Below are 23,784 nucleotides of genomic sequence, written 5' to 3'. Positions count from 1 at the left end.
AAAAAAAGCGGCGTGGTTAGCCGCTTTTTTAATTGCCGGATGTTCCGGCAAACGAAAAATTACTTCTTCTTCGCTTTCGGGTTCGGCAGGTCGGTAATGCTACCTTCGAACACTTCTGCCGCCAGGCCCACAGACTCGTGCAGAGTCGGGTGCGCGTGGATGGTCAGTGCGATGTCTTCAGCATCACAACCCATTTCGATTGCCAGGCCGATTTCACCCAGCAGCTCGCCGCCGTTGGTACCAACAATCGCACCACCGATCACACGGTGAGATTCTTTGTCGAAAATCAGCTTGGTCATACCGTCTGCGCAGTCAGAAGCGATAGCACGACCAGAAGCAGCCCACGGGAAGGTGGCGGTTTCATAGCTGATGCCTTTCTCTTTCGCTTCTTTCTCAGTCAGACCTACCCATGCAACTTCTGGTTCGGTATAGGCGATGGACGGGATAACTTTCGGATCGAAGTAGTGTTTCTTACCGGCGATAACTTCAGCGGCAACGTGACCTTCGTGAACACCTTTGTGTGCCAGCATCGGCTGACCGACGATATCGCCGATAGCAAAGATGTGCGGTACGTTGGTACGCAGCTGTTTGTCAACGCGGATGAAACCACGGTCGTCAACTTCCACGCCAGCTTTGCCTGCGTCGAGGTTTTTACCGTTCGGCACACGACCAATCGCTACCAGCACGGCGTCGTAACGCTGCGGTTCAGCTGGTGCTTTTTTGCCTTCCATCGTCACATAAATACCGTCTTCTTTCGCTTCAACGGCGGTAACTTTGGTTTCCAGCATCAGGTTGAATTTCTTGCTGATACGCTTGGTGAAGACTTTAACGATGTCTTTGTCAGCTGCCGGGATAACCTGGTCGAACATTTCAACCACGTCAATCTGTGAACCCAGCGCGTGGTAAACGGTGCCCATTTCCAGACCGATGATACCGCCACCCATTACCAGCAGGCGTTCTGGTACTTCTTTCAGTTCCAGCGCGTCAGTGGAGTCCCAGATACGCGGATCTTCATGCGGAATAAACGGCAGTTGGATCGGGCGAGAACCCGCTGCAATGATCGCATTGTCGAAGTTGATCACGGTTTTGCCGTTCTCACCTTCAACTTCCAGGGTGTTAGCCCCGGTGAATTTACCCAGACCGTTGACCACTTTGACTTTGCGGCCTTTCGCCATACCAGCCAGACCACCGGTCAGCTGATTGATCACTTTCTCTTTCCAGGTACGAATCTTGTCAATATCGGTTTTCGGTTCGCCGAAGACGATACCGTGTTCAGCCAGCGCTTTGGCTTCTTCGATAACTTTTGCTACGTGCAGCAGTGCTTTAGAAGGGATACAGCCGACGTTCAGGCAAACACCGCCAAGGGTGTTGTAACGTTCTACGATTACGGTTTCCAGACCTAAATCAGCGCAACGGAAGGCAGCGGAGTAACCTGCGGGGCCTGCCCCAAGTACCACGACCTGAGTTTTGATTTCAGTACTCATCATGACCTCTATATATTTATCTCCGGCGGTCATACCCGTCGTCTTTCAGGCCGCAGCGGCGTTAGCTTCACGCCCTCACCCCAGTCACTTACTTATGTAAGCTCCTGGGGATTCTGGCGCTTGCTACCTTGCTGCACCCAGAAATCCATAGGGTATGTGAAGTAATACCCTAACCACCACCGGGTCGTTCTATCCGTCGGTATTTTACAAAATTGTTAACAATTTTTAAACAACAAACGGCAACCGATTTGTCTATTCGCTAATAACCTCAATACATTCATGAGATTACCAGAAAAAAGCCGGCCGTTGGGCCGGCTCTTTTACTTACATCACCAGACGGCGAATGTCAGACAGCGTGTTGTTAATGATGGTAATGAAACGGGCACCATCAGCACCGTCGATCACGCGGTGGTCGAAGGAGAGAGAAATCGGCAGCATCAGACGCGGCACGAACTCTTTACCATTCCACACCGGCTCCATCGCGGACTTGGAAACGCCGAGGATAGCCACTTCCGGCGCGTTCACAATCGGCGCGAAGTGGGTAGTACCCAGGCCGCCGATGCTGGAGATGGTGAAGCAACCGCCCTGCATTTCGCCCGCAGTCAGCTTACCGTCACGCGCTTTCTTAGAAATAGTCATCAGCTCGCGAGACAGCTCGATGATGCCTTTCTTGTTGACGTCTTTGAATACCGGAACAACCAGACCGTTCGGGGTATCCACCGCCACACCGATGTTGATGTATTTCTTCAGGGTCAGACGCTGACCGTCTTCCGACAGCGAACTATTGAAGCGAGGCATCTGCTCAAGAGCTGCAGCAACGGCTTTCATGATGAAGACAACCGGGGTGATCTTCACATCCAGCTTACGTTTCGCCGCTTCTTCGTTCTGCTGTTTACGGAACGCTTCCAGCTCGGTGATATCGGTTTTGTCGAAGTGGGTAACATGCGGGATCATCACCCAGTTACGGCTCAGGTTAGCACCAGAAATTTTCTGGATACGGCCCAGTTCCACTTCTTCGATTTCGCCAAACTTGCTGAAGTCCACCTTCGGCCACGGCAGCATGCCAGGGATACCACCGCCAGTCGCCGCCGGAGCTGCTTCTGCACGTTTGATAGCTTCTTTCACGTAAGCCTGAACGTCTTCGCGCAGGATACGACCTTTACGGCCAGTGCCCTTCACTTTCGCCAGGTTAACGCCAAACTCGCGTGCCAGACGGCGGATCAGCGGGGTCGCGTGAACGTAAGAGTCGTTTTCAGCAAATTCAGATTTGCCTTCCGCTTTCGCAGCCGGAGCTTCAGCTTTTGCTGCCGGAGCCGGCGCTGCCGCTTCCTGTTTCGCAGGAGCTGCCGCAGGCGCTGCGCCTTCAACTTCGAAGATCATAATCAGCGAACCAGTTTTCACTTTATCGCCAACGTTGACTTTCAGTTCCTTCACGACGCCTGCAAACGGAGCCGGAACTTCCATAGAAGCTTTATCGCCTTCTACGGTAATCAGTGACTGTTCAGCGGCAACTTTGTCGCCCACTTTCACCATCACTTCGGTCACTTCAACTTCGTCACCGCCGATATCCGGAACGTTAACTTCTTTCACGCCAGCTGCTGGTGCAGGGGTCGCTGCCGGAGTCGCTTCCTGTTTAGCCGCCGGAGCTGCCGCGCCTGCTTCACCCGCGACTTCGAAGACCATAATCAGCGAGCCGGTAGACACTTTGTCACCCACGTTCACTTTGATCTCTTTCACGGTACCTGCAAACGGAGCCGGAACTTCCATAGAAGCCTTGTCGCCTTCTACGGTGATCAGCGACTGTTCAGCTTCAACTTTATCGCCAACTTTCACCAGGATTTCGGTCACTTCAACTTCGTCGCTGCCGATATCCGGAACGTTAACGTCTTTTGCCGCCGCAGCCGCGGGTGCTGCTGCCGGAGCTGCTTCTTTCTTCTCTTCTGCCTGAGCAGGTGCAGCGTCTGCTGCACCGTCGGCGGAATCGAAAATCATAATCAGTGCGCCGGTCTGGGTTTTATCGCCAACAGAGACTTTGATCTCTTTAACGATACCCGCCTGCGGAGATGGAACTTCCATAGAGGCTTTGTCGCCTTCTACGGTGATCAGCGACTGTTCGGCTTCAACTTTGTCGCCCACTTTGACCAGGATCTCGGTGATTTCAACTTCATCAGCCCCGATGTCCGGTACTTTGATTTCGATAGCCATTATTCTTTTACCTCTTACGCCAGACGCGGGTTAACTTTATCTGCATCGATGTTGAATTTGGCGATTGCGTCAGCAACCACTTTCTTATCGATTTCGCCACGTTTAGCCAGTTCGCCCAGCGCCGCAACCACGACATAAGAAGCATCAACTTCGAAGTGGTGACGCAGGTTCTCACGGCTGTCGGAACGACCGAAGCCATCAGTACCCAGTACGCGATAGTCGTCAGCCGGTACGTAAGTACGGACCTGCTCAGCGAACAGTTTCATATAGTCGGTAGATGCCACTGCCGGCGCGTCGTTCATCACCTGAGCGATATACGGAACGCGCGGAGTTTCCAGCGGATGCAGCATGTTCCAGCGTTCACAATCCTGACCATCACGCGCCAGCTCGGTGAAGGAGGTCACGCTATAAACGTCAGAACCTACGCCGTAATCTTTCGCCAGGATCTCTGCCGCTTCACGGACGTGACGCAGGATGGAACCGGAGCCCAGCAGCTGAACTTTACCTTTGCTACCTTCAATGGTTTCGAGTTTGTAGATACCTTTACGGATACCTTCCTCAGCACCTTCCGGCATTGCCGGCATGTGGTAGTTTTCGTTCAGCGTAGTGATGTAGTAGTAAACGTTCTCTTGTTTTTCACCGTACATACGCTCCAGACCGTCATGCATAATGACAGCAACTTCGTAAGCGTAAGCCGGGTCGTAAGAGATACAGTTCGGGATAGTCAGCGACTGAATGTGGCTGTGACCATCTTCGTGCTGCAGACCTTCACCGTTCAGGGTGGTACGACCGGAAGTACCGCCGATCAGGAAGCCACGCGCTTGCTGGTCTCCAGCCGCCCAGCACAGATCGCCGATACGCTGGAAGCCGAACATCGAGTAATAGATGTAGAATGGGATCATCGGCAGATTGTTCGTGCTGTAAGAGGTCGCCGCTGCCAGCCAGGAACACCCTGCGCCCAGCTCGTTGATCCCTTCCTGCAGAATCTGACCTTTCTCGTCTTCTTTATAGTAAGCAACCTGCTCGCGGTCCTGCGGGGTGTACTGCTGACCGTTCGGGCTGTAAATACCAATCTGACGGAACAGACCTTCCATACCGAAAGTACGCGCTTCGTCGGCGATGATCGGTACCAGACGATCTTTGATCGACTTGTTCTTCAGCATCACGTTCAGAGCACGAACGAAAGCGATAGTGGTAGAGAGCTCTTTGCTCTGCTCTTCCAGCAGCGCGCCGAAGTCTTGCAGGCTCGGCAGCTCAAGCTTCTCGGTGAAGTTCGGCTGACGGCTTGGCAGATAACCGTGCAGTTTCTGACGCTGAGCGTGCAGATAGGTATGCTCTTCAGAACCTTCCGGGAAGGTGATGTACGGCAGTTTTTCGATATCTGCATCAGACACCGGCACATTGAAACGGTCGCGGATGTGACGCACGCCGTCCATGTTCATTTTCTTAACCTGGTGCGCGATGTTTTTACCTTCAGCCGCGTCGCCCATGCCGTAACCTTTAATGGTATGAGCAAGGATTACTGTCGCTTTGCCTTTGGTTTCCTGCGCTTTCTTGAATGCAGCGTAGATTTTCTTCGGATCGTGACCACCACGGTTCAGTGCCCAGATCTGCTCGTCAGTCCAGTCTGCAACCAGTGCTGCGGTTTCAGGATATTTACCGAAGAAGTGTTCACGAACGTACGCACCATCTTTCGATTTGAAGGTCTGGTAGTCGCCGTCAACGGTTTCGTTCATCAGCTGGATCAGTTTACCGCTGGTATCTTTACGCAGCAGTTCATCCCAACGGCTACCCCACATCACTTTGATCACGTTCCAGCCAGCACCTTCGAAGATGCCTTCCAGTTCGTTGATGATCTTGCCGTTACCGGTGACCGGGCCGTCAAGACGCTGCAGGTTACAGTTGATAACGAAAACCAGGTTATCCAGTTTTTCACGGGTAGCGATGGTGATCGCACCTTTGGATTCCGGTTCGTCCATTTCACCGTCGCCGAGGAACGCGTAAACGGTCTGTTTAGAGGTATCTTTCAGGCCACGGTGTTCCAGATATTTCAGGAATTTAGCCTGGTAAATAGCACCAATCGGACCCAGACCCATAGATACGGTCGGGAACTGCCAGAATTCCGGCATCAGTTTCGGGTGCGGATAGGAAGAGAGGCCATTGCCGTGAACTTCCTGACGGAAGTTATCCAGCTGCTCCTGAGTCAGACGACCTTCCAGGAAAGCACGGGCGTAAACGCCCGGGGAGATGTGGCCCTGGAAGTAAACCAGGTCGCCGCCATCCTGCTCGTTGCGTGCACGGAAGAAGTGGTTAAAGCACACATCATAAATGGTTGCGGAAGACTGGAAGGACGCCATGTGGCCGCCCAGTTCGAGGTCTTTTTTCGACGCACGCAGCACCGTCATGATGGCGTTCCAGCGGATAGCTGAACGAATACGGCGTTCCAGTTCCAGATTACCCGGATACTCCGGTTGTTCTTCAACGGGGATGGTGTTGATGTAGTTGCTGATACCTGTGCCTGCGGCTACGTTTACACCGCCTTTGCGGGCTTCAGCAAGCAGTTGGTCGATCAGATACTGAGCACGCTCAACACCTTCTTCACGGATGACCGATTCGATCGCCTGGAGCCAGTCGCGAGTTTCGATCGGATCCACGTCATTTGGGAAACGTTCTGACATGGGTTATTCCTTATCTATCTAATAACGTTGAGTTTTCTGGAACCTGTCCCATTGAACTCTCGCCAGAAAGCTCAATAAGACAGGTTCTACGTTTAGTTACCGCGCTTTTATATGCGCTTGATTTACAACATCTTCTGGATAATTTTTACCAGAAAAATCACTAATTCTTTCGTTGCTCCAGACGACGCAGAGAACGCTCACGGCGGCTCTCTTCACGGCTTCTGTCGAGCAAAATTTCTTCGATAAAGGCCAGATGGCGATGCGATGCTTCGCGCGCTTCTTCCGGCTTACCGACCATAATCGCTTCAAATATGCGGGTGCGGTGACTACTCACCAGCGGCAGCATCTCGCGACGCGAATAGAGCAATTCGAAGTTCTGGCGGACATTCTGGGCCAACATCGGCTCCATACACCTTAGCAGATGAAGCAGAACCACATTGTGGGCCGCTTCGGTGACGGCAATCTGATACTGGAGTACGGCGTTTGATTCCGCGTCCAGATCGCCAGACTGCTGCGCCAGCTCTATGGCGTGGTGGAGTTCACGGATGCGTTCCTTGTCTTCATCGGTACTACGCAGCGCGGCGTAATAAGCGGCGATACCTTCCAGGGCGTGTCGTGTTTCGAGCAAGTCATACTGTGATTCAGGATGGTCGGAGAGCAGCTCCACCAGCGGATCGCTGAAGCTTTGCCATAGGCTGCTCTGGACAAAAGTGCCGCCACCCTGGCGACGAAGCAACAAGCCCTTCGCTTCGAGACGTTGAATCGCCTCACGCAAGGAGGGACGGGAGACGTCGAACTGTTTTGCCAGTTCGCGTTCCGGTGGGAGTTTTTCGCCCGGGCGGAGAGTGCCTTCGAGGATCAAAAACTCCAGTTGCTGCTCAATCACATCGGAGAGTTTTGGTTGGCGGATTTTGCTGTAGGCCATGAGTTCCTGTCTTAAGCCACTTGCCGAAGTCAATTGGTCTTACCAATTTCATGTCTGTGACGCTAAAGTAACAAAGTATTCACCTTATGTCCATACAGGTTTTGATTGAAATCATGAAACTGTGCACATTTTAACAACTTGACATATATAACGTTTCAAAGTTGTAACTATGCACAAATGTAGACTTTACGTAGGAAAGGGATTTTTTAACGATTATTAAACTATAAAAATCCGAATTGAACCGATTCACTTACCAATTTTTTGATTTTTAAGTCAATAAAAACGAATTTAAATTCACTCTGCATATTGAGAGGGGTTGAGGCTGAGCTTTACAAACGGTTTCTTTTTAAGCAACTCATCTTCAACCATGCATAAAGCGGGTGCATTCGCTGCCGCATACCATTATTCTTGATCTGACGGAAGTCTTTTTGTAACAATTCAAACCTCCTTGATGTAAACAAATCAATACAACAAACGGAATTGCAAACTTACACACGCATCACTGCGTAGATCAAAAAAACAATCACCGCACGAGGTTTCATGATGGAAGGTCAACAGCACGGCGAGCAGCTAAAGCGCGGCCTTAAAAACCGCCATATTCAGCTTATCGCGCTGGGTGGCGCGATAGGGACAGGGCTATTCCTAGGTAGCGCCTCCGTAATACAGTCCGCAGGGCCAGGGATTATCCTGGGTTACGCCATTGCTGGTTTTATCGCCTTTCTGATCATGCGTCAGCTGGGTGAAATGGTGGTCGAAGAACCTGTCGCAGGCTCCTTTAGCCACTTTGCTTATAAATACTGGGGCAGTTTTGCCGGTTTCGCCTCTGGCTGGAACTACTGGGTACTGTACGTTTTAGTTGCCATGGCAGAGCTGACTGCCGTGGGTAAATACATTCAGTTCTGGTATCCGGAAATCCCAACCTGGGTTTCTGCCGCCGTATTCTTTGTGGTGATTAACGCCATCAACCTGACCAACGTTAAAGTGTTTGGCGAGATGGAGTTCTGGTTTGCCATTATCAAAGTTATTGCGGTAGTAGCGATGATCATCTTCGGCGGCTGGCTGCTGTTCAGTGGCAACGGCGGCCCGCAGGCGAGCGTTAGCAACCTGTGGGATCAAGGTGGTTTCCTGCCGCACGGCTTCACCGGACTGGTGATGATGATGGCGATTATCATGTTCTCGTTCGGTGGTCTGGAACTGGTGGGGATCACCGCAGCAGAAGCTGATAACCCGGAGCAAAGTATCCCGAAAGCAACTAACCAGGTTATCTACCGCATCCTGATTTTCTATATTGGTTCGTTAGCCGTTCTGCTCTCACTGATGCCGTGGACCCGCGTTACCGCCGATACCAGTCCGTTTGTGCTGATCTTCCACGAGTTAGGCGATACCTTTGTGGCGAATGCGCTGAACATCGTGGTACTGACTGCGGCGCTCTCCGTGTACAACAGCTGCGTATATTGCAACAGCCGTATGCTGTTTGGTCTGGCACAACAGGGGAACGCGCCAAAAGCGCTGGCGTCTGTCGATAAACGCGGCGTACCGGTTAACACCATTCTGGTGTCTGCGCTGGTTACAGCATTGTGCGTATTGATTAACTATCTTGCTCCGGAATCCGCATTTGGCCTGTTAATGGCACTGGTGGTATCCGCACTGGTGATCAACTGGGCGATGATCAGTCTGGCGCATATGAAGTTCCGTCGCGCCAAGCAGGAACAAGGCGTGGTAACTCGCTTCCCTGCTCTGCTTTATCCGCTGGGTAACTGGATCTGCCTGCTGTTTATGGCGGCGGTACTGGTGATTATGCTGATGACCCCAGGAATGGCGATTTCGGTATACCTGATCCCGGTATGGCTGATCGTGTTAGGTATCGGCTATCTGTTTAAAGAGAAAACCGCCAAAGCCGTAAAAGCGCATTAATCTCTCTACGCCCTCACCCGTACAGGGTGAGGGCAATAATCTCTACACCAACGCCCCGTAAATCGTCAGTAGCGCAATCACCACCACGACCACGAACGAGGTTTTCTTCGCCATTGAAACCGCTGCCTTCGGCGTCTCCACCTTATCGACATGCGGTTCACGCGCCAGAGAGAACTGCGCCAGACGCGTTAATACCTGATATTGCGAAGTATGGAAATCACCCAGCGAAGCAAACCAGGCCGGTAACGCTTTCTCACCATGACCGATCAAGGCATATACCACACCCGCAAGACGAACCGGCACCCAATCCAGTACATGAAGCACTGCATCAATGCCGGACTGTAAACGATGATGCGGCGTCTGGTATCGCGCCAGCCAGTATTGCCATGCACGCAAGAACGCATACCCCATCAGCGTAACGGGTCCCCAGGTTCCCCCCACAATCAGCCAGAACAGCGGTGCAAGATAAAAACGAAAGTTAATCCACAGCAATGCATTTTGCAGCTCACGCAAATACTCACGTTCGTCGCAGCCTGCCGGGACGCCGTGAATCATGGTGAGTTCGCCAGCCATCGTGGCACGGGCATGGCTATCATTACGTGAAGCAGCTGTCAGATAAGCATGATAATGAAGACGAACTTTACCTGCGCCAATACACAGCAAACCAATCAGCAGCCACACCAGCAGCGTGGGAACGTTGAACAATACTCCCTGCAATGCGCGTAACAGTAAAAAAGTCACACCCATCGCAATAATGGTCATGCCTAACGTGCGCCCGAGAGAAAAATGTTTCACCCGCCGAAAGAACGCTTCAAGACGATGATCAAGCTGCCAGTGCTCGCCCAACTTAAACAGGCGCTCGAAAATTAACACCAGTAAGGTTGTAAATAGCGTCATGTTGTCTCCTTGCTGACCAGCGCACGAAACCGTGCCCAATCAAATGCAGGACCGGGATCGGTTTTCCGATCCGGCGCAATATCACAATGGCCCGTCATGTTATTAGCGATATCGGGATAGCGATCTATCAGTGCCCGCGTAACCGCCGCAAGCTGTTGATACTGCGCATCGGTATACGCCAGAGTATCGGTGCCTTCAAGCTCAATCCCAATAGAAAAATCATTGCAGCGTTCACGCCCCTGATACTGAGAGACTCCCGCATGCCAGGCACGTTTATCGAAAGGAACATACTGGACTATTTCACCATCACGGCGAATCAAACAGTGAGCGGAGACGCGCAAATGGGCGATCTCAGCAAAGAAAGGATGTGCCTGCGGATCAATAGTTCCAGTGAATAATGCGTCGATCCACGGACCGCCAAACTCGCCTGGCGGCAGGCTAATATTGTGCACCACCAGCAGGGTGGGTGTTTCGTCATCCAGGCGGCAATCGTAATGTGGTGAGGGAACGCGGCGCGCGCCAACCAGCCACCCCTGTTCTAACAACATGCAGGATCTCCTTATATGTGGTGCTAATACCCGGTTCAGAGTAGCATGTTTCTACCTTATGATTCGTTAGCTATCTGGAGTTTTAACATGCCGCCTCGCCGCTACAACCCTGACACCCGACGTGACGAGCTGCTGGAACGCATTAATCTCGATATCCCCGGCGCGGTGGCCCAGGCGCTGCGGGAAGATTTAGGCGGAACAGTCGATGCCAACAATGACATTACGGCAAAACTTTTACCGGAAAATTCTCGCTCTCATGCCACGGTGATCACCCGCGAGAATGGCGTATTTTGTGGCAAACGCTGGGTTGAAGAGGTGTTTATTCAACTGGCAGGCGACGATGTCACCATAATCTGGCATGTGGATGACGGCGATGTCATCAACGCCAATCAACCCTTGTTCGAACTTGAAGGCCCATCCCGCGTGCTGTTAACGGGCGAACGCACTGCGCTTAATTTTGTGCAAACCCTTTCAGGAGTTGCCAGTAAGGTACGCCACTATGTCGAATTACTGGAAGGCACCAACACGCAGTTGTTGGATACGCGCAAAACCTTACCTGGCCTGCGTTCAGCTCTGAAATACGCGGTACTTTGCGGCGGCGGAGCGAATCACCGTCTGGGGCTTTCTGATGCCTTCCTGATCAAAGAAAACCATATTATTGCCTCCGGCTCAGTGCGCCAGGCGGTCGAAAAAGCGTCCTGGCTGCATCCGGATGCGCCAGTAGAAGTCGAAGTAGAGAATCTGGAAGAACTTGATGAGGCCCTGAAAGCCGGAGCCGATATCATCATGCTGGATAACTTCGAAACAGAACAGATGCGCGAAGCCGTCAAACGCACCAACGGCAAGGCGCTACTGGAAGTGTCTGGCAACGTCACTGACAAAACACTGCGCGAATTTGCCGAAACGGGCGTGGACTTTATCTCCGTCGGTGCGCTAACTAAACACGTACAAGCACTCGACCTTTCAATGCGTTTTCGCTAATTGCTGACAGATTTATCCGCTCCATCGCGGGCGGATAATCTCCCCTTCCCCAACTTTCTTCGTAACGCCTCGCAAATTTCTTGTCTTTCGCTGCAACGAAATAAAAAACCTCGGAATCTGCTTTCCCGTTTCGTTTTTTGCCCCTCGCCTGTGCTGATGGCGTTTGCCAAAGTAGCACCAACCAAATCAAGGAGCGAAACAGATGGACAAGCAACGCGGTTTTACACTTATCGAACTGATGGTGGTTATTGGCATCATTGCCATTTTAAGCTCCATTGGTATTCCCGCTTATCAAAACTACCTGCGCAAAGCCGCACTCACCGACATGCTACAAACCTTTGTGCCTTACCGTACCGCCGTAGAGTTGTGCGCGCTGGAACATGGTGGATTAGATACCTGCGACGGTGGCAGCAATGGCATTCCCTCGCCTACCACCACCCGCTATGTTTCAGCCATGAGTGTGGCAAAGGGCGTGGTGTCGCTGACCGGGCAAGAAAGTCTCAATGGGCTAAGCGTCGTCATGACGCCAGGTTGGGATAACGCAAACGGCGTCACCGGCTGGGCGCGCAACTGCAATATTCAAAGTGACAGCGCATTGCAGCAAGCCTGCGAAGATGTCTTCCGCTTTGATGACGCCAACTAAGGAGCGGCAATGAATATTCCACAGCTCACGGCCCTGTGCCTGCGTTATCAGGGAGTCTTGCTGGATGCCAGCGAAGAAGTGGTTCATGTTGCGGTGGTCGATGCCCCCTCACATGAGTTGCTGGACGCATTGCATTTCGCTACCACCAAACGTATTGAGATCACCTGCTGGACGCGCCAACAAATGGAAGGTCACGCCAGTCGCACACAACAGACATTACCCGTAGCTGTTCAGGAGAAGCATCAGCCCAAAGCAGAGTTGCTGACTCGAACGTTACAATCTGCGCTGGAACAACGCGCGTCTGATATTCATATCGAACCAGCGGACAATGCCTACCGCATCCGCTTGCGTATCGACGGCGTATTGCATCCTTTACCGGATGTTTCACCGGATGCCGGAGTCGCATTAACAGCCAGATTAAAAGTGCTGGGAAACCTGGATATTGCGGAACATCGCCTGCCGCAGGACGGGCAATTCACTGTCGAACTGGCAGGAAACACCGTCTCATTTCGTATTGCGACCTTACCATGTCGGGGTGGTGAAAAGGTGGTATTAAGGTTGTTACAGCAGGTGAGCCAGGCACTGGATGTTAACACGCTGGGAATGCAGCCGTTACAACTGGCGGACTTTGCTCATGCCTTGCAACAACCACAGGGACTGGTGCTGGTAACTGGCCCTACAGGCAGTGGCAAAACGGTCACCTGGTGTTGTCCACGCTACACACCAATTCCACCACTGAAACGCTGGTACGTTTACAGCAAATGGGGGTCGCCCGCTGGATGCTATCATCGGCGCTTACGCTGGTAATAGCCCAGCGTCTGGTACGTAAACTTTGCCCACATTGTCGCCGACAGCAAGGGGAGCCCATCCATATTCCAGACACTGTATGGCCGTCGCCGCTGCCCCACTGGCAGGCACCCGGTTGTGTACATTGCTACCACGGTTTTTATGGTCGTACCGCCTTGTTTGAAGTCCTGCCCATTACACCAGCCATACGCCAGCTTATTTCCGCTAATACTGAAGTTGAATCGCTGGAAACGCACGCCCGACAGGCGGGTATGCGTACGCTTTTTGAAAACGGCTGCCTGGCCGTGGAGCAAGGCTTAACCACCTTTGAAGAGTTAATCCGCGTACTGGGGATGCCGCATGGCAAGTAAGCAACTCTGGCGCTGGCATGGCATAACCGGCGACGGCAATGCGCAAGATGGGATGCTATGGGCAGAGAGCCGTACTTTACTGCTTATGGCACTACAGCAACAGATGGTTACCCCACTAAGCCTGAAGCGAATCGCCATCAATTCTGCGCAGTGGCGAGGAGATAAAAGCGCGGAAGTCATTCATCAACTGGCGACGCTACTTAAAGCCGGGTTAACGCTTTCTGAAGGGCTGGCTCTGCTGGCGGAACAGCATCCCAGTAAGCAATGGCAAGCGTTGCTGCAATCGCTGGCGCACGATCTCGAACAGGGCATTGCTTTTTCCAATGCCTTATTACCCTGGTCAGAGGCATTTCCGCCGCTCTATCAGGCGATGATCCGCACGGGTGAACTGACCGGTAAGCTGGATGAATGCTGCTTTGAACTGGCGCGTCAGCAAAAATCCCAGCGTCAGTTGACCGACAAAGTGAAATCAGCGTTGCGTTATCCCATCATCATTTTAGCGATGGCAATCATGGTGGTTGTGGCAATGCTGCATTTTGTTCTGCCGGAGTTTGCCGCTATCTATAAGACCTTCAACACCCCACTACCGGCACTAACGCAGGGGATCATGACGCTGGCAGACTTTAGTGGCGAATGGGGCTGGCTGCTGGTGTTGTTCGGCTTTCTGCTGGCGATAGCCAATAAGTTGCTGATGCGCCGCCCGACCTGGCTTATCGCGCGGCAGAAATTGCTGTTACGCATCCCGATTATGGGTTCACTGATGAGGGGACAAAAACTCACGCAGATCTTTACGATTCTGGCGCTGACACAAAGTGCAGGCATTACTTTTTTACAGGGCGTAGAGAGCGTCAGAGAAACAATGCGCTGCCCGTACTGGGTGCAACTTCTGACACAAATCCAGCACGATATCAGTAACGGTCATCCCATCTGGCTGGCGCTAAAAAATGCCGGTGAGTTTAGCCCGCTCTGTTTGCAATTAGTGAGAACAGGAGAGGCATCCGGCTCGCTGGACCTCATGTTAGACAACCTCGCCCATCATCATCGGGATAACACAATGGCGCTGGCGGATAACCTCGCAGCCTTACTGGAACCGGCGTTGCTGATCATAACGGGAGGAATTATCGGTACGCTGGTGGTGGCAATGTATCTGCCAATTTTCCATTTAGGCGATGCGATGAGTGGGATGGGATAACGCTGGCGTGTTGCTCCACGCCAGCGTTGGGAGATTACAGGTTGTTGAAGATGCGGTTTTCTTGTTCCAGCACACGAATAAACGTGGTGCGCTTGGTCAGCTCTTTCAGGCGTGAAGCCCCAACGTATGTACAAGCTGAACGCAGGCCGCCCAAAATATCACGCGCGGTATTTTCAACCTGGCCTCGCAGCGGCAGCTTAACGGTTTTACCTTCTGCTGCGCGGTATTCCGCAACGCCGCCAACGTGACGTTTCATCGCAGACTCGGAGCTCATGCCGTAGAACAGCATAAATTTCTCGCCGTTCTCCTCAACGATGCGACCGCCGCTCTCTTCGTGGCCCGCCAGCATGCCGCCAAGCATGACGAAATCGGCACCGCCGCCAAAGGCTTTCGCCACATCGCCCGGCGTGGTACAGCCACCGTCGCTGACGATCATTCCGCCCAGACCGTGCGCCGCATCGGCACATTCGATTACCGCAGAAAGCTGCGGATAACCGACGCCTGTTTTGACGCGAGTTGTACAAACAGAACCTGGGCCAATGCCAACTTTAACGATATCAGCACCGGAGAGGATAAGCTCCTCACACATTTCACCAGTCACTACGTTGCCAGCACAAATGGTTTTGGTCGGCCACGCTTCACGCGCTTTCGCAACGAACTGCACGAAGTGTTCGGAATAACCATTCGCCACATCAATACAAACGAAGTTTAATGCCGGGTTCAGGTCGAGAATCTGTTTAGTTTTTTCGAAATCCGCATCAGACGTGCCGGTAGAAACCATCACATGTTTCAGCACATCAGCGGAAGAATTGTTGATAAACGCTTGCCACTCTTCGACAGAAAAGTGTTTATGCACAGCAGTCAGAATATCAAAAGAAGCCAGCGCAGAGGCCATAGAAAATGTGCCTACGGTGTCCATATTTGCGGCGATAATCGGCACGCCGGACCAGCTCTGACCTGAATGTTTGAAGGTGAATTGACGTTCCAGTTCAACATCGGAACGGCTTTTAAGAGTGGAGCGTTTAGGGCGGATGAGAACGTCTTTAAAACCTAACTTCAGATCTTCTTCAATACGCATGTGCGGATTCCTGGGGTTAATGGCTATAAGGGTAAGAGCGCAACTCCAGTGACGCTATCATACGCACTAATCAATGCGGCGCAAGACTGCGAAATTGTCTTTTTTTACGCTACAATCCCATAAATTTACCTGGTAAATAGTGAGCGAACGTTTCATCAATTTCACTTTCGCGCGCTCATTTTTAACGTTTTGATAATCATGATGAATTCCCGGGAATATAAATTATGGGGTATATAGTTGCCTTAACGGGAGGCATTGGCAGTGGTAAGAGTACCGTTGCCAATGCGTTTGCTGATCTCGGAATTAACGTCATTGATGCCGATATTATTGCGCGTCAGGTGGTTGAACCAGGTGCACCTGCGCTACATGCCATTGCTGATCACTTTGGCGAAAACATGATTGCTGCTGATGGAACATTGCAGCGCCGGGCCTTGCGCGAGCGGATCTTCGCCAACCCGGAAGAGAAAAACTGGCTTAACGACCTGCTGCATCCGCTGATTCAGCAAGAGACGCAACACCAGATCCAGCAAGCAACTTCCCCCTATGTACTGTGGGTTGTGCCATTGCTGGTAGAAAACTCACTGTATAAAAAAGCGAATCGAGTGCTGGTGGTGGATGTCAGCCCAGAAACGCAACTTAAGCGCACCATGCAGCGCGATGATGTAACTCGCGAACATGTCGAACAAATCCTTGCTGCTCAGGCAACGCGCGAAGCCCGCCTTGCCGTGGCAGATGACGTCATTGATAATAACGGCGCACCGGATGCTATCGCATCGGATGTTGCCCGCCTGCACGCACACTATTTGCAGCTTGCGTCGCAGTTTGTCTCACAGGAAAAACCGTAATGCAGACCCAGGTCCTTTTTGAACATCCACTAAATGAAAAAATGCGTACATGGCTGCGCATTGAGTTTTTGATTCAGCAACTCACCGTTAATTTACCCATCGTTGACCACGCTGGCGCGCTGCATTTCTTCCGTAATGTCAGTGAATTACTGGATGTTTTCGAGCGCGGCGAAGTCCGCACTGAGCTGTTGAAAGAACTTAACCGGCAGCAACGTAAACTCCAGACCTGGATTGGCGTGCCTGGCGTGGACCAGAGCCGTATTGAAGCATTAATTCAGCAGTTAAAAGCGGCGGTGAGCGTATTAATTTCCGCGCCGCGTATCGGGCAATTTCTGCGTGAAGATCGTTTGATTGCTCTGGTGCGTCAGCGACTGAGCATCCCAGGCGGCTGTTGCAGCTTTGATTTACCTACATTGCACATTTGGCTGCATCTACCCCAGGCGCAGCGCGACAGCCAGGTAGAAACCTGGATTGCCAGCCTGAACCCGCTCACCCAGGCACTTACCATGGTGCTGGATTTAATTCGCCAGTCGGCCCCCTTCCGTAAACAAACCAGCCTGAATGGTTTTTATCAGGATAACGGTGGCGATGCCGACTTGCTGCGCCTGAATCTGTCGCTCGATTCACAGCTTTATCCGCAAATTTCCGGACATAAGAGCCGTTTTGCCATTCGTTTTATGCCGCTGGACACTGAAAACGGACAGGTACCGGAACGTCTGGATTTCGAACTGGCCTGTTGCTAAGGAGTAAAAATGTCAGAAACTATTACGGTGAATTGCCCAACCTGCGGGAAAACGGTGGTGTGGGGTGAAATCAGCCCGTTTCGGCCATTTTGCTCCAAACGTTGTCAGCTGATCGACCTCGGAGAATGGGCTGCTGAAGAAAAACGAATCCCCAGCAGTGGCGATCTTTCCGAAAGCGATGACTGGAGCGAAGAGCCAAAGCAGTGACATTTGTCTGATGCCTCACGTAGGCCTGATAAGACGCGGACAGCGTCGCATCAGGCATCTTGTGCAAATGTCGGATGCGGCGTGAACGCCTTATCCGACCTACAGACGCTTAAGCTTCGCAATTACCGGTTCATTGGCTGGCGGAAAATCATCGGCATTAAGACCGACCAGCGACATCCACTCACCGGGTTGCCCTTCTTTACCCCACGGCACCCCTTCCCAACTTTCGACCAGCCAGAACCACAGAGTTATATGCCTGTCCGGGAATTCATATTCCAGTTTTTCAAATAGCGAAAAATGTTGTGGGGTAATCCCGACCTCTTCCTGAAGTTCACGCACCACCGCCTGTTCCGGCGTTTCGCCCATTTCAATTTTACCGCCGGGAAACTCCAGTTTATTCGCCATGTGCGCATCTGCTGCGCGACGTGTTATAAAGATTTCATTGTTCTCGTTGCGAATAATACCTACCGCAATTTGCAGCTTTTTCATTGTCTTAAACCTATAAAAAAGGCGCAGAATCCTGCGCCTTTTACTTCAACTGTTAGCTTTTATTGCAGGCGACCATGGCACTGCTTGTATTTTTTACCAGAACCGCACGGGCAAGGATCGTTACGTCCTACTTTGCGTTCACCGGTTTGCGCCGCCAGTGCAGCTGCGGCTGCAGAGTCGTCATCCTGATGGCTAAGCTGCTGCATTTGTGCTAAACGCTCGGCTTCCATACGACGCTGTTGTTCCAGCTCCTCAACCTCTTCAGGCATACGTACCTGAACTTTGCTCAGCGTACTGATAACTTCATATTTCAACGACTCCAGCATCGCTGCAAACATGGAGAACGATTCACGTTTGTATTCCTGCTTCGGATCTTTCTGTGCATAGCCACGCAGGTGGATACCCTGACGCAGATAGTCCATCGCTGCCAGGTGCTCTTTCCACAGGGAGTCAAGCGTTTGCAGCATGACGCCTTTCTCGAAGTGACGCATCATCTCAGCACCAACCACTTCTTCTTTACGCTGATACACTTCGATGGACTGCGCCAGAATGCGCTCACGCAGCGTCTCTTCATGCAGTTCTGGTTCTTTATCCAGCCACTCGGTAATTGGTAAATCGAGGTCGAAATCGTTCTTCAGACGTTCCTGCAGCCCCGGAATATCCCACATTTCTTCCAGCGACTGTGGCGGAATGTAGGCATCAATGGTGGCTTTGAACACATCTTCACGAATGCTGTTGATGGTTTCGCTCACATCGCTGACATCCAGCAGTTCGTTACGCTGGGAGTAAATGGCGCGACGCTGATCGTTAGCCACGTCATCATATTCCAGCAGTTGCTTACGAATGTCGAAGTTACGACTTTCAACTTTACGCTGGGCGTTGGCAATCGCTTTAGTCACCCACGGGTGTTCAATGGCTTCGCCTGGCTTCATACCCAGTTTACGCATCATGCCGGATACTCGGTCGGAAGCAAAAATACGCATCAGCGCATCTTCCATCGACAGGTAGAAACGGGAAGAACCAGCATCCCCCTGACGACCAGAACGACCGCGCAACTGGTTATCGATACGACGGGATTCGTGACGCTCGGTACCGATGATATGCAGGCCACCTGCTTCCAGTACCGCATCGTGACGTACCTGCCAGTCGGCTTTAATTTTTTCAATTTGCTCTGCGGTCGGATTTTCCAGCGCGGCAACTTCTGCCTGCCAGCTACCTCCGAGCACAATATCTGTACCACGACCCGCCATGTTGGTCGCGATAGTCACCGCAGCCGGATAACCTGCCTGAGCAACAATCGCCGCTTCGTTGGCGTGGAATTTGGCGTTCAGGACATTGTGCTTAATACCGGCTTTGGTCAGTTCGTTTGACACCAGCTCCGATTTTTCGATGGAGATAGTACCCACCAGCACCGGCTGGCCTTTCGCAGTACGTTCTTTGATATCTTCAATGATCGCCTGAATTTTTTCCGCTTCAGTCATGTAGACCAGGTCCGGCAGATCTTTACGAATCATTGGACGGTTGGTCGGAACAACGACGGTATCCAGTTTGTAGATGGAGCTAAATTCGAAAGCTTCGGTATCAGCAGTACCGGTCATCCCCGCCAGTTTTTCATACAGACGGAAGTAGTTCTGGAAGGTGATCGAAGCCAGCGTTTGGTTTTCGTTCTGGATCTGCACACCTTCTTTCGCTTCCACAGCCTGGTGCAGACCATCGGACCAGCGTCGGCCCTGCATGGTACGACCGGTGTGTTCGTCAACGATGATAACTTCACCATCTTTAACGATGTAGTCGACGTCACGGGTAAACAGCGCATGAGCGCGCAGCGCCGCCGTTACGTGGTGCATCAGCATGATGTTGGCCGGAGAGTACAGAGACTCCCCTTCATCCATGATGCCCTCTTTCACCAGCAGTTCTTCAATCAGCACCAGACCACGTTCGGTCAGGTTCACCTGGCGAGATTTTTCGTCCACCGAGAAGTGGCCTTCGCCCTGGAAGGTTTCGGAGTCTTCTTTTTCCTGACGGATCAGGTGCGGAATAATTTTATTCACGCGTTTATACATTTCCGAGCTGTCTTCTGCCGGGCCGGAAATGATCAGCGGTGTACGCGCTTCATCGATCAGGATGGAGTCCACTTCGTCCACCAGCGCATAGTGCAGTTTACGCTGTACACGTTCTTCAGGGCTGAACGCCATGTTGTCGCGCAGGTAGTCAAAGCCGTATTCGTTGTTCGTACCGTAAGTGATGTCAGCTGCGTAAGCTTCGCGCTTTGCCGGTGCTGGCATGCCCGGCAGGTTGATACCAACAGTCAGGCCAAGGAATTCAAACAGCGGACGGTTGTTTTCGGCGTCACGTTGCGCCAGGTAGTCGTTGACGGTAACTACGTGCACGCCTTTACCGGTTAGTGCGTTCAGGTAAGCAGGCAGCGTTGCGGTCAGGGTTTTACCTTCACCGGTACGCATTTCGGCGATGCAGCGTTCGTTAAGAACCATACCGCCGAGTAACTGAACGTCGAAGTGACGCATACCAAAGACGCGCTTACTTGCCTCACGCACCACGGCGAAAGCTTCCGGGATCAGATTTTCCAGCACTTCGCCTTTTTCCAGACGCGCACGAAACTCTGCGGTTTTCCCTTTCAGTTCTTCATCGGAGAGTTTTTCCATCTCCGGTTCCATGGCATTGATGATGTTGACCACTTTGCGCATCCGGCGCAGGGTGCGATCGTTACGACTACCGAAAACTTTAGTTAACAATTTGATTAGCATAATAAAATCTCAAACGCCCCGCGTTACGGAGTTAATAAAATGAAGTAAAGGTTTATTGTTGTTAGGTGAGGCGTTGAGGGCCAGCACGGATGCCTTGCGCCTGGCTTATCCAGACGGGCGTGCTGAATTTTGCTTGTGGGGTAAAATGCGCATAATCAATGCGATAACCCTTTTCAGACGGCGTGCCTTCCTGGGTCAGCAGCGCGCTGAGCGTATCCAGTAATGCAAGATGTTGCGCCTGAAGAGGCAAAGATTCTTCAGCAACGGGCAGTGTTTGCGGTGCCATTGCGAAAGAAAGATGACGGATTACCGTACGAATAGCATGTTGATGCCAGTAATCAACGGAATAGTTCGAATTCGGGCGGCGCGTGTTCGCTTCCAGCAAGGCCAATTGACCAAAGTTAACTTTGGCTGAAGGCTCGTGGTTGCGGGTTGTCGCTTTTGCGGGCGCGTTTGGTTCGGCGGCGTTGCTGAGCGCAGGCAAACCTAAACTCGCCGCGACCATCCCTAATAAGAGATGCGGCCAGAAGTAGCGTTTACCAAACTGTCGCCAGCGCGTCAGTATTCCACTCACGTTATTGCCATCCCGATCGAATTCAAACGTATTTAGCGCACAAATCTTATCATTAAAGCCTGAAGTCCACAGCACGAATGAAGATAAGTTGTGCGTAAAAGTGCTTAAGAAAACAGCGTTCGCACCGTTTTTTATAGCTCTTATAAAATTCAAAAAAAAACGACTGGTTCACCTGGCCGGAGAGAGTGCCAGATTTGCCAGTCGAATTTTATACGACAGTATAAATGTCGTTATGCCAGTACAGCTGAAGGCGCTTTGAAGGCCAACGGCAGTTCTGCGTCGTCCTGGAAGGTCACATATTCCCAGGCTTCCTGTTTCGCCAGGACAGCCTGCAGCAGTTTGTTATTCAGTGCATGACCGGATTTATAAGCGGTAAATGCACCAATAATATTGTGACCACACATGAACAAGTCACCGATCGCATCGAGCATTTTGTGACGCACAAATTCGTCTTCAAAACGCAGGCCGTCTTCGTTCAGTACGCGATAATCGTCAACAACGATGGCACAATCGAAGCTGCCGCCCAGGCACAAACCACGGGACTGCAGATATTCGATATCACGCATGAAACCGAACGTACGCGCACGGCTGATCTGGCGCATAAACGCATCAGCGGAGAAGTTCATCGCATAGCGCTGGTTGCTGGAATCAATAGCCGGATGGTTAAAATCGATGGTGAAATCCAGCGAAAAACCATTGTACGGCTTAAATTCAGCCCACTTATCGCCATCTTCGACACGAACAGTCTCTTTGATGCGAACAAATTTTTTGGCGCAGTTCAACTCGTCGATACCGGCGTCAAGCAGCAGGTATACAAACGGAGCGGCGCTGCCGTCCATGATCGGGATTTCCGGCGCGTTAACTTCGATAACAATGTTATCGATGCCCAGGCCCGCGAGAGCAGCATTGAGGTGCTCTACGGTTGAAATCCGTACATCATGCTCGTTGACCAGACACGTACAGAGCATGGTATCACGCACAGATTTGGCATCGGCCGGGAAATCTACCGGTGGATTCAAGTCGGTGCGACGATAGATGACCCCGGTGTTGGCCGGCGCAGGGCGTAACGTCAGGGTGACTTTCTTGCCGGTATGTAAACCGACACCCGTCGCCTGAACGATACGTTTAAGTGTCCTTTGTTTGATCATCGTATTATCTCGCCAAATTACCTATCCAACCGAAGTGTACTATACATTCGGCGGGCCAGTTTACCACAAAGAGCCTCGAAACCCAAATTCCAGTCAATTCTTAATCAGCTTGCTTACGTACGAATGCTGGGATATCCAGATAATCCGGCTCTTTCGCAGTTTGCGGCGCATTGTCATTCACTACTTTAGCGACCGGCTTCTGCTCCTGGGTCAGCGGAGCCATCCCATGCTGCTGGTAGCGATCCATCACTGGCTGCTGAACCTGCTTATTGGTCACCAGAGTGATTTCAGGACGTTTGTCCATGCCGATCCCTGTCGCAACAACGGTTACGCGCAGCTCGTCATTCATATCCGGGTCAAGAGAAGTACCGATAACCACAGTCGCGTTGCCGGAAGCAAATGCACGGATGGTGTTACCTACCGTTTCGACCTCAACCAGACCCAGGTCGAAGCCCGCCGTGATGTTAACCAGCACGCCGCGCGCGCCAGACAGGTCGATATCTTCCAGCAGCGGAGAAGAGATAGCCATTTCAGCAGCTTCTTCCGCACGGTTTTCACCGCTCGCCACGCCAGAACCCATCATTGCGTAGCCCATTTCAGACATTACGGTGCGTACGTCTGCAAAGTCCACGTTCATCAAACCCGGACGAGTAATCAGTTCGGCGATACCTTGCACAGCGCCTTTCAGTACATCGTTCGCTGCGCCAAACGCATCCAGCAGGGAGATACCGCGGCCCAGAACTTTCAGCAGTTTGTCGTTCGGGATAGTGATCAGAGAGTCCACATGCTTGGACAGTTCAGTGATCCCCTGCTCGGCGAATGCCATACGCTTCTTGCCTTCAAAGTTGAAAGGCTTAGTGACGACAGCAACGGTCAGGATACCCAAATCTTTTGCCACTTCAGCGACGACTGGTGCTGCACCTGTACCGGTACCACCACCCATACCCGCAGCAATAAAGACCATGTCTGCACCTTCCAGCGCCGCACGCAATGCATCGCGATCCTCATCAGCCGCATTGCGGCCAACTTCTGGATTAGCGCCAGCGCCCAGTCCTTTGGTGATACCGCTACCGATTTGAATCGTCTGTCCAACCGCTGTTTTACGCAGCGCTTGTGCATCGGTATTTACCGCGAAGAATTCAACACCTTCAATACGCTCGCGCACCATGTGTTCAACAGCATTACCGCCGCCGCCGCCGACGCCGATGACTTTAATCACCGCGTCATTGGTAAGTTCCATTGGTTCAAACATAGTTTCTCTCCGATTTGTGCCTGTCGCCTGAGTCCGTAATCATCGTCGGCCTCATAAAA

At 51.9% G+C, this 23,784-nt stretch carries 20 protein-coding genes, 1 pseudogene and 1 other annotated feature; of the genes and pseudogenes, 9 read left to right on the top strand and 12 right to left on the bottom strand.

Features of this window, described 5'->3' with window-relative positions; genetic code table 11:
* Positions 1–59: 59 nt before the first annotated feature.
* The 4 genes from lpdA to pdhR all read right to left on the bottom strand — a co-directional run bounded on the left by lpdA (position 60) and on the right by pdhR (position 7,292).
* Positions 60–1,484: a dihydrolipoamide dehydrogenase gene (gene lpdA / locus SF0113; protein NP_706070.2), complete on the bottom strand. Its 1,425-nt coding sequence runs from the start codon at positions 1,482–1,484 to the stop codon at positions 60–62.
* Positions 1,485–1,808: 324 nt separating this feature from the next.
* A complete protein-coding gene (gene aceF, locus SF0112) occupies positions 1,809–3,689 on the bottom strand; it encodes a pyruvate dehydrogenase dihydrolipoyltransacetylase (RefSeq protein NP_706069.1) in 1,881 nt (626 codons plus the stop codon).
* A gap of 14 nt (positions 3,690–3,703) precedes the next feature.
* A complete protein-coding gene (gene aceE, locus SF0111) occupies positions 3,704–6,367 on the bottom strand; it encodes a pyruvate dehydrogenase subunit E1 (protein ID NP_706068.1) in 2,664 nt (887 codons plus the stop codon).
* 160 nt (positions 6,368–6,527) lie between these two features.
* Positions 6,528–7,292, bottom strand: coding sequence for a transcriptional regulator PdhR (gene pdhR / locus SF0110; RefSeq protein ID NP_706067.2), 765 nt, complete (start codon positions 7,290–7,292; stop codon positions 6,528–6,530).
* 540 nt (positions 7,293–7,832) lie between these two features.
* Here pdhR and aroP point away from each other — a divergent pair.
* Positions 7,833–9,206, top strand: a complete 1,374-nt coding sequence (gene aroP, locus SF0109) for an aromatic amino acid transporter (protein ID NP_706066.1) — start codon at positions 7,833–7,835, stop codon at positions 9,204–9,206.
* 42 nt (positions 9,207–9,248) lie between these two features.
* Here aroP and ampE read toward each other — a convergent pair whose 3' ends face one another.
* Both ampE and ampD read right to left on the bottom strand, forming a co-directional pair.
* Positions 9,249–10,103 (bottom strand): regulatory protein AmpE, encoded by an 855-nt coding sequence (ampE, locus tag SF0108; protein ID NP_706065.2) that lies wholly within the window; start codon positions 10,101–10,103, stop codon positions 9,249–9,251.
* The gene (gene ampD, locus SF0107; RefSeq protein ID NP_706064.1) at positions 10,100–10,651 is read right to left on the bottom strand and encodes an N-acetyl-anhydromuranmyl-L-alanine amidase; all 552 of its coding nucleotides are present in this window, start codon (positions 10,649–10,651) and stop codon (positions 10,100–10,102) included. The genes ampE and ampD overlap by 4 nt, the downstream gene beginning before the upstream one ends.
* 87 nt (positions 10,652–10,738) lie before the next feature.
* Here ampD and nadC point away from each other — a divergent pair, with 87 nt between their 5' ends.
* The 4 genes and pseudogenes from nadC to hofC all read left to right on the top strand — a co-directional run bounded on the left by nadC (position 10,739) and on the right by hofC (position 14,624).
* On the top strand, positions 10,739–11,632 hold the full coding sequence (gene nadC, locus SF0106) for a quinolinate phosphoribosyltransferase (RefSeq protein NP_706063.2): 894 nt from the start codon (positions 10,739–10,741) through the stop codon (positions 11,630–11,632).
* Positions 11,633–11,834: 202 nt separating this feature from the next.
* Positions 11,835–12,275, top strand: a complete 441-nt coding sequence (gene ppdD / locus SF0105; protein ID NP_706062.1) for a major pilin subunit — start codon at positions 11,835–11,837, stop codon at positions 12,273–12,275.
* A gap of 9 nt (positions 12,276–12,284) precedes the next feature.
* Positions 12,285–13,432: a sequence feature ('Similar to Escherichia coli K12 integral membrane protein involved in biogenesis of fimbriae, protein transport, DNA uptake gi: 1786296 (462 aa). BLAST with identity of 97% in 382 aa. This CDS contains deletion. The sequence has been checked and is believed to be correct.'), on the top strand.
* Positions 12,285–13,432 (top strand): annotated as a pseudogene (hofB, locus tag SF0104). Its footprint overlaps the feature before it by 1,148 nt.
* The gene (gene hofC / locus SF0103; RefSeq protein NP_706061.1) at positions 13,422–14,624 is read left to right on the top strand and encodes a type IV pilin biogenesis protein; all 1,203 of its coding nucleotides are present in this window, start codon (positions 13,422–13,424) and stop codon (positions 14,622–14,624) included. The pseudogene hofB and the gene hofC overlap by 11 nt, the downstream one beginning before the upstream one ends.
* A 34-nt stretch (positions 14,625–14,658) precedes the next feature.
* On the opposite strand, the gene guaC is transcribed toward hofC, so the two are convergent.
* Positions 14,659–15,702, bottom strand: coding sequence for a guanosine 5'-monophosphate oxidoreductase (gene guaC / locus SF0101; protein ID NP_706059.1), 1,044 nt, complete (start codon positions 15,700–15,702; stop codon positions 14,659–14,661).
* Between the two features lie 224 nt (positions 15,703–15,926).
* Between guaC and coaE the strand changes: the two genes are divergently transcribed.
* From coaE to SF0097, 4 genes are read left to right on the top strand one after another with little or no spacing between them, the layout of a single operon-like run.
* Positions 15,927–16,547 carry a dephospho-CoA kinase gene (coaE, locus tag SF0100; protein ID NP_706058.1) on the top strand — a complete coding sequence of 207 codons (621 nt, stop codon included), beginning with the start codon at positions 15,927–15,929 and terminating at the stop codon, positions 16,545–16,547.
* Positions 16,547–17,290 (top strand): hypothetical protein, encoded by a 744-nt coding sequence (gene yacF, locus SF0099; RefSeq protein ID NP_706057.1) that lies wholly within the window; start codon positions 16,547–16,549, stop codon positions 17,288–17,290. Before coaE ends, yacF begins: the two co-directional genes overlap by 1 nt.
* A gap of 9 nt (positions 17,291–17,299) precedes the next feature.
* Positions 17,300–17,497 carry a DNA gyrase inhibitor gene (yacG, locus tag SF0098; RefSeq protein NP_706056.1) on the top strand — a complete coding sequence of 66 codons (198 nt, stop codon included), beginning with the start codon at positions 17,300–17,302 and terminating at the stop codon, positions 17,495–17,497.
* Positions 17,448–17,582, top strand: coding sequence for a hypothetical protein (locus SF0097; protein NP_706055.1), 135 nt, complete (start codon positions 17,448–17,450; stop codon positions 17,580–17,582). Before yacG ends, SF0097 begins: the two co-directional genes overlap by 50 nt.
* A gap of 14 nt (positions 17,583–17,596) precedes the next feature.
* Here the strand turns inward: SF0097 and mutT are convergent, their stop codons facing one another.
* The 5 genes from mutT to ftsZ form a co-directional block, all read right to left on the bottom strand.
* Positions 17,597–17,986, bottom strand: coding sequence for a nucleoside triphosphate pyrophosphohydrolase (gene mutT, locus SF0096; RefSeq protein NP_706054.1), 390 nt, complete (start codon positions 17,984–17,986; stop codon positions 17,597–17,599).
* A gap of 59 nt (positions 17,987–18,045) precedes the next feature.
* The gene (gene secA, locus SF0095; RefSeq protein NP_706053.1) at positions 18,046–20,751 is read right to left on the bottom strand and encodes a preprotein translocase subunit SecA; all 2,706 of its coding nucleotides are present in this window, start codon (positions 20,749–20,751) and stop codon (positions 18,046–18,048) included.
* Positions 20,752–20,812: 61 nt separating this feature from the next.
* A complete protein-coding gene (gene yacA, locus SF0094) occupies positions 20,813–21,400 on the bottom strand; it encodes a hypothetical protein (protein ID NP_706052.4) in 588 nt (195 codons plus the stop codon).
* A 155-nt stretch (positions 21,401–21,555) separates the two neighbouring features.
* On the bottom strand, positions 21,556–22,473 hold the full coding sequence (gene lpxC, locus SF0093) for a UDP-3-O-[3-hydroxymyristoyl] N-acetylglucosamine deacetylase (RefSeq protein ID NP_706051.1): 918 nt from the start codon (positions 22,471–22,473) through the stop codon (positions 21,556–21,558).
* A 100-nt stretch (positions 22,474–22,573) separates the two neighbouring features.
* Positions 22,574–23,725: a cell division protein FtsZ gene (ftsZ, locus tag SF0092; protein ID NP_706050.2), complete on the bottom strand. Its 1,152-nt coding sequence runs from the start codon at positions 23,723–23,725 to the stop codon at positions 22,574–22,576.
* Positions 23,726–23,784: the final 59 nt, after the last annotated feature.

Origin of the sequence: Shigella flexneri 2a str. 301, from assembly GCF_000006925.2 — a bacterium.
In the GTDB taxonomy this organism is placed as follows: domain Bacteria; phylum Pseudomonadota; class Gammaproteobacteria; order Enterobacterales; family Enterobacteriaceae; genus ECMA0423.
The sequence above is the reverse complement of the archived record's forward strand: the minus strand, read 5'-3'. Positions and strand labels throughout refer to the sequence as shown.